The organism is Caulobacter sp. P1_B12_2 (assembly GCF_056406675.1).
This window is the reverse complement of sequence record NZ_JBFTZS010000240.1, coordinates 1-6987: the sequence shown is the minus strand read 5'-3', so window position 1 is coordinate 6987 and position 6987 is coordinate 1. Positions and strand designations below refer to the sequence as shown.

Here is a 6987-nt window from a genome sequence, read left to right as displayed (position 1 = left end):
CCATGATCCTGCGCGGCGACGGCGGGCGCGCCATCGCACGGATGACCGAGGCGGCCAGCCGCGCCGACGTCGAGCGTTCGCTCAAGCAGAGCTTCTCCTCCAGCCTCAGCTGGATCGATCTGAAAACCGTCGACTGGTCGCGCGCCGACGATGGGACGATGACCGTGATCCTGGCCGGCGAAGCGACCCTGGATTGGCGACGGAACGACGATCTGGGGGTTCGCGAGTTCCAGATCCCGGGCACGGGCGACGGCCAGGCCAAGGCCCTGCCGCGTCGCGAGCCGGGCCCCGACAGCGACGCGCCCTACGCCGTGGCCTATCCGACCTCTTCCCGGATGCTGTCCGAAATCGTCCTGCCGAACGCCGGCAAGGGGTTTAGCGTCAAGGGACCGAACGCCGAGGCGGTGATCGGCGGCGCCAAGACCGTCCAGACCAGCGTGGTGTCCGGCGGCGTCGCGCGCTTCGAGCGGACGACGGCCAGCCAGGTCCGCGAAATTCCGTTCGCGTCGGTCGAGGAGACCAATCGACAGCTGCGCAACGCCGCCTCGGAAGCCAAGATCGTCCGGGCTCCGAAGGGACTTTGAGGTCATATCGTGCTGTCGCCCACCCGACTCAAAGCTTCCGTTAGGCAAGCTTTCCCCTTGAAGACTCAGGCTTGCTTGGGCAAAGGTCGCACGCGCGCCGGGTCCTGCCTCCCCAGGACCGCTTTGACGCGTCGGGGATATCGATGATCAAGTCCGAACTCATCGCCAGGCTCGCGAACGAGAATCCGCACCTGACCCAGAAGGACGTCGAACGCGTTGTCGGCGTCATTCTTGAGCGCATGATCGGTGCGCTCGAAGAAGGAGGCCGCGTGGAGCTCCGCGGCTTCGGCGCCCTGTCCGTGCGTTCGCGCCCGGCCCGCGCCGGTCGCAATCCTCGCACCGGCGAGACCGTCGACGTCCGCGCCAAGCACGTGCCGTTTTTCAAGAGCGGCAAGGAACTGCGCGGCCGCCTGAACGCCGACGAATAGTCAAAGCCCATCGCGAACGATCCGTGGCCTCGCTTGACCCGCGAGGCCGAACACGCTCAGCCTTTCGACCTGTTCGGAGGAGGTTCAGCATGAGCATCGTCAAGGAATTTCGCGAGTTCATCGCGCGCGGCAACGTCATCGACCTGGCCGTCGGCGTGATCATCGGCGCGGCCTTCAACGGCATCGTCAAGAGTCTGGTCGACGGGGTGATCATGCCGCCGATCGGCCTGGTCACGGGCGGGCTGGACTTCTCCAAGCTGCAGTGGGTGCTCAAGCCCGAGGATCCGGCGACCCCGGCGGTCGAGCTGGTGGCGATCCAGTACGGCGCCTTCATCAACACCGTGATCCAGTTCCTGATCGTGGCGGTGGTGGTGTTCCTGCTGGTCAAGCTGGTCAACCAGATCCGCCGCGCCGACGYCGAAGAGCCCGCGCCCGAAGCGCCGCCGGCCCCGACGCCTCAGGAAAAGCTGCTGACCGAGATCCGCGACCTGCTGGCCAAGCCGGCGGTGGCGGCGGCGGCTCCGAAGGCGGCTGTCGCGCCGGCCCCGAAGGTGGTCGCGCCCAAGCCGGCTCCGAAGGCGCCTACCAGGCCGAAGCCCAAGGCCTGACGCGGTTCATGGGACGGGCGGCTCCGTCGGCGGGGCCTGCTCGGGCTCCAGCTCGATCGACGCGCCGGGCTTGAGGCCGCAGGCCAGCAGGCTTGACCACACCGTCTCGGCGCTCTCGGCGAAGCGGAAGAGCTCCAGGTCGGCGGGGTTGATCATGCCGTGCTCGACCAGGCTGTCGAAATTGATCACCGAGCGCCAATAGGCCTCGTCGAACAGCACGATGGGGATGCGCGGCGCCTTGTCGGTCTGACGCAGGGTCAGGATCTCGAACAGCTCGTCGAAGGTCCCGAAACCGCCGGGGAACACCACCAGGGCGTTGGCCCGCATCGCCAGGTGCATCTTGCGCATGGCGAAGTAGTGGAAGCGGAATGACAGGTCCGGCGTGGCGTAGGGGTTGGGCTGCTGCTCGTGCGGCAGGGTGATGTTGAAGCCGACCGACGGCGCGCCGGCCTCGAAGGCCCCGCGATTGGCCGCCTCCATCACCCCTGGACCGCCGCCGGTGGCGATGACGTTGTCGCGCGCCCCGTCCGTCGCATGGATCGCCCCGCCGCGCTCGGAGGCGAGGCGGCCAAAGCGCCGGGCCTCCGCGTACCACTGGGCCTGCCGCCCAGGGCCGTCCTCGCGGACCCGGGCGCTGCCGAACACCACGATGGTCGAGCGCACGCCCCAGGCCCGCAGCGCCTCGTCGGCCTTGGCGAACTCCAGCAGGAACCGCACGCCCCGCATCGAGTCGCCCAGCAGGAAGTCCTGGTCCAGCGCCGCCAGCCGATAGGAGGGCGAGGCGAGCTGGGCTTCGGCGGCGGGATCAAACTTGCGCGTTTCGTCAGTCATCTCGGGCTCTGAGCCAAGCGGTCCCTGCCTTCCAAATAGCCTGTCATCCCGGAAACGGCGAAGCCGTTATCCGGGACCGCCGGAAGCGCGGCGCTCAGGCGTCGGTCCCGGGTCTTCGCGCTGCGCGCTTCGCCCGGGATGACAACAAGATTGGGCTACTTGCCCTTTCGCAACGTCGGGCTGTCGAGGTCCAACTGGTCGACCGGGATCTGAACGGCGCCCGGCAGGGCCGTCTTGACGCCGTCGCCCATCGCCTTGGCGTCGCCGACCACGATGACGCTGGTCTGGGCCGGATCGAGCACGGCCTTGGAGAAGGCCTGGACGTCGGCGGCGCTGACCGCCTCGACCTTGCCGGTATAGGCCTGGATCTCGTCCAGCGGCACGCCGTAGACGGCCAGGTTGCCCAGGATGTCGGCCAGCCCGCCCGAGGTGCCCAGGTCACGGCCGAAGTTGCCGACCAGCACCGATTTGCGGGCCGCCAGCTCACCGGGCGAGGCCGGCTCGGCCGCCAGGCGCGTCAGCTCGTCCTTGATCAGCCCCACCACCTGGGCGGCGGACTCGTTCTTGGTCTGGACGGTGGTCGAGAAGCCCCCGATCGCCGCGCGCGGCGACAGGCTGGAGCCGGCGCCGTAGGACAGGCCGCGCTTGATGCGGATCTCCTGGTTCAGGCGGGACGAATAGCCGCCGCCCAGAACGCCGTTGGCCACCAGGCCGGCATAGTAGCGCGGGTCGGCGCGCAGGATCGCCGGCTTGGCCACCACGACCGCCGCCTGGCCGGTGCCCGGCAGGTCGACGATGACGTTCCTGGCCGTGTAGCCGGTCGGGCCCTTGACCGGAGCCGGCGGCGGCCCCGCCGGCCGGGTCCAGCCGCCGAACGCCTTTTCCGCCAAGGCGAAGCCCTGCTCGGGCGTCAGGTCGCCGGTCAGCACCAGGACCGCGTTGTCCGGACGCCAGTTGGCCGCGTGGGTCCTGACCAGGGCGTCGCGCTGGATCTTCGGCAGCGAGCCGGGGGTGCCGCCGGCGACGTGTCCGAAGCCCGAGCCGGCATAGATCACGGTCGGCACGACGAAACCGGCGACCGCGCCGGGCCGCTGGAAGCTGACCGACAGGCCGTCCAGGGCCTCGGCCTTCACGCGCTCCAGCTCGTCGGCCTTGAAGGTCGGGTTCTGAGCGACGTCGGCCATGATCGCCAGGCCCTGCGACGCCTTGTCGGCGATGACGCTGAGGGTCAGCGACGAGGCCTCCCAGCCCGAGCCGGCTTCCAGCTCGGCGCCCAGGGCCTCGGTGGCGGCGGCCACCTGGGTGGCGGTGCGGGTCTTGGTGCCCTCGGTCAGCAGTTCGGCGGTCAGAGCCGAGACGCCGGCCAGGCCGACGGGATCGGAGCCCGCCCCGCCCTTCACGGTCAGATCGGCGGTGATCAGCGGCAAGTCGCTGCTCTTGGCCACGATCACCCGCAGGCCGTTGGCCAGGGTCTTCTCGACCGGCGTGGGCAGGACCGGCGAGACCGGGGCGCTCGGGGTCGGCGGGGCGACGCGCTCAGCCTCCGGGGCCAGGGTGGTGACTGGGCCGCTATAGGTCACCGACGGGGTCGGCTTGGGGGCCTCGAACGGGTCCTTGGCGCCGGCCGGCCGGGTCGATTCCGCCAGGTAGCGGATGGTCGTGCGGCGGTCGTCGGCCAGGTACTTGGCGGCCACCCGCTGGACGTCGGCGGCGGTGACCGCCTGCAGGGCGGCCAGGTCGGTGTTGGCGCGGCCGGCGTCGCCTTCGGAGACCAGGGCGTAGCCCAGGGCGAAGCCGCGGCCGTCGATGGTCTCGCGGCCGCGCACGGCGTCGGCCAGCAGGCCGGCCTTGGCCTCGGCCAGCTCGGCGGCGGTGGGCGGGGTGGTGCGCAGCCTGGCGACCTGGGCGCTCAGCGAGGCCTCGCCCTGCTGCACCGTCTTGCCGCCGGCCATGATCGCGCCGACGTAGAAGATGCCCGGCTGGGCGTTGCTGGGGGCCGAGGAGAAGATCGATTGCGCGATCTTCTGGTCGTAGACCAGGGCGTCATACAGCCGCGACGACTTGCCGGCCGACAGGATGGCGTCCAGCACCGACAGGGCCGGGGCGTCGGGATCGGCGGCGGTCGGGGCCAGCCAGGTCATGGCCACGGCCGGCAGCGGCACGTTGGGGCCATAGGTGGTGACGATCTTGGAGCYGGTGCGCGGCGGCTCGACGACGCTGACCGGCTTGATCGGCGTGGCGGGGGTCTTCAGGGGGCCGAAATACTGGTCTATCCAGGCGTCCAGCTGGGCCTCGTCATAGTTGCCGACCACGATCAGGGCGGCGTTGTCGGGACGGTAATAGGCCTGGTGGAAGGCGCGCACGTCGTCGACCGTCGCCGCGTCCAGCTCCTCGATCGACCCGATGGTCGGGCGCTTGTAGGGGTGGACCGCGTACGAGGCCTTGGGGATGTCGTTGAAGAACCGGCCGTAGGGGTTGGCCAGGACGCGCTGGCGCAGCTCTTCCTTCACGACGTCACGCTCGGACTTGAACACCGTCTCGTCGATGACCAGCGAGCCCAGACGGTCGGCCTCGGCCCACAGCAGGCGCTGCAGGTGGTTGGCGGGCACCACCTCGTAATAGTTGGTGAAGTCGTCGGAGGTGGAGGCGTTGTTGAAGCCGCCGACGTCCTCGGTCAGCCGGTCGAAGAACTCGTTGGGCATGTTGCGCGTCGACTTGAACATCAGGTGCTCGAACAGGTGCGCGAAGCCCGAGCGGCCGTTCGGGTCGTCCTTGCTGCCCACGCCGTACCAGACCTGGACCGTCACATTGGGCGTGGTGGCGTCACGCGAGGTGTAGACCTTCAGGCCGTTGGCCAGGGTCCGCTGCTTGTAGACGATCGGCGGCACCGCCACCCCCGCCGCCGCGGCCGCCGGCTTGGTTTGGGCCTGGGCCAGCGGGGAGAGGGCGGTGGTCGAAAGGGCCAGCGCGACGAGGGCGGCCTTGGCGGCGGGACGGATCATGAGGACGACGCTCCGAAAACTTGAAGGCGCGACCCTAGCATCCGGGTTCGAGGCGCCAAGCTTACCGTCTTGTCATGATGGCGAGCATTGCCCGACCCGCTCACCCGTGCATCCTCCGGTGGAAAGACAGTCCGTTGGGGGAAATCTCATGAAATCTCTGCCCATCGCGTGCGCCCTGACCGCGTTCGCTCTCCTCGCCGTTCCGGTCCAGGCTCGCCAGTCAGGGCTGGAAGAGGTGGTGGTCACCGGCGCGCGGATGGCCGACTACGACCCGGTCAAGACGCCGTTCGTGACGCTCAACAAGCGCGCCGACAACCTGATCTCCACGGTGAGGGTCGTCTGCGACACCCGCGACCTGTCCCAGCGCAAGCAGGAGCTGAAGGCCACCCTGCGCAACATGATCAAGGCCGCGCCGGGCGCCGGCGTCGAGCTGGGCCTGCAGGGCGCGGAGGTGATCGGCCGCTTCGACGAGACCATGCTCGACGCGGTGATCCGCGCGGACGCCAGGCCCGACACCAGCGTCGCGCTGCTGGTGGTCAAGACCAAGGTGGCGCCGGCCGACACCTTCGACGCCGCCACCGGCCGCATCACCGCCTTCGCCGAGAAGACCGCCAAGGCGGGGCGCACCGAGATCCTGCCGAACCAGGACTGGAACCTGACCCTGATCGGCCCGCAGCGCTATCGCGGCGAGGTGCTGGCCCTGGTGGCGGACGACGCCCGCAAGGTGGCCGAGACCTTCGGGGGCGACTACGCGGTCACCGCCGAGGGATTGCAGCTGCCGCTGTCCTGGTACCAGTCCGGGCCGCTCGAGCTGGCGCTGTACGTGCCCTACAAGCTGACGGTCACGCCGCGTCCCAAGTGAGGGGCGCGGAGTTGAGCCGGCCGACATAGCCGAAGATGACGCCTAGCCAGGGATGAGCGACCAGAACGCGAAAGCGATAGGCGCCATCTTGACTGAAGGTCCGGGCGCGGATGCGCGGGGCCCAGGCGCGGGGCAGGGGGATGGGGCCCAGCCGCCAACCCTCGAAGGTCCACGAGAAGCCGCCCGGATAGGGCGCGACCGAGAAGCGGAAGGTCAGGGCGCCGGCGGTCTCTTCGAACGTCCACGGATCGTCGCGAGCCGGCGCGATCGTTGAACCGAAGGCGCGGGTCCCGAACCGGCGGACCCAGCGTTCGCCGTCCGCTGTCGGCGTGATCGTCACCGTCGTCGCGTGAAGGCCGGCGGGCGGCAGGCCTTGCAGGCGACGGATCAAGGCGGGCAGGCCGGGCGCGCCGCGCGCTCGGGCATGTCCTGTCAGGGTGATGGGGTCGAGTCCGGCGTGGGCGTGGCGAAGGACGTCGGGCTGGGTCTCCCAGGTCTCGCCCAGCAGTCGGGGAAACAGGCCGGGCGTGTCAGGGTGCTGGCGCTCCAGCCGGGTGCGGATCGGCAGGTCGCGCAGCTCGTGGAGGATGGCGTCCAGCTCGACCAGGCCGACGCAGGGGGTGGCGCGAGGTTCGTCCAGCTTGCCGTCGAGCAGGGCGCGCAGGGTGGCGG

General features: G+C 69.9%; 5 protein-coding genes and 2 pseudogenes. 4 read left to right on the top strand and 3 right to left on the bottom strand.

Annotated elements, in window-relative coordinates; genetic code table 11:
• The 3 genes and pseudogenes from AC1DZ6_RS15290 to mscL all read left to right on the top strand — a co-directional run.
• A pseudogene (locus AC1DZ6_RS15290) lies at positions 1–584 on the top strand (DUF3857 domain-containing protein); the annotation flags it as partial.
• A gap of 143 nt (positions 585–727) precedes the next feature.
• Positions 728–1012: an integration host factor subunit beta gene (locus AC1DZ6_RS15285; RefSeq protein WP_007676040.1), complete on the top strand. Its 285-nt coding sequence runs from the start codon at positions 728–730 to the stop codon at positions 1010–1012.
• A gap of 89 nt (positions 1013–1101) precedes the next feature.
• Positions 1102–1512 (top strand): annotated as a pseudogene (mscL, locus tag AC1DZ6_RS15280) (large-conductance mechanosensitive channel protein MscL); the annotation flags it as partial.
• Positions 1513–1626: 114 nt separating this feature from the next.
• Here mscL and AC1DZ6_RS15275 read toward each other — a convergent pair.
• On the bottom strand, positions 1627–2451 hold the full coding sequence (locus tag AC1DZ6_RS15275) for an LOG family protein (protein ID WP_477098013.1): 825 nt from the start codon (positions 2449–2451) through the stop codon (positions 1627–1629).
• A gap of 155 nt (positions 2452–2606) precedes the next feature.
• A complete protein-coding gene (locus AC1DZ6_RS15270; RefSeq protein ID WP_477098012.1) occupies positions 2607–5453 on the bottom strand; it encodes a M16 family metallopeptidase in 2847 nt (948 codons plus the stop codon).
• A gap of 148 nt (positions 5454–5601) precedes the next feature.
• On the opposite strand from AC1DZ6_RS15270, the gene AC1DZ6_RS15265 reads away from it, so the two are divergent.
• A complete protein-coding gene (locus tag AC1DZ6_RS15265; protein ID WP_477098011.1) occupies positions 5602–6315 on the top strand; it encodes a hypothetical protein in 714 nt (237 codons plus the stop codon).
• Here the strand turns inward: AC1DZ6_RS15265 and AC1DZ6_RS15260 are convergent.
• A partial coding sequence (locus tag AC1DZ6_RS15260) for a DUF4166 domain-containing protein (RefSeq protein ID WP_477098010.1) occupies positions 6296–6987 on the bottom strand: 692 nt, incomplete at its 5' end. The two genes, AC1DZ6_RS15265 and AC1DZ6_RS15260, sit on opposite strands and share 20 nt — an antisense overlap.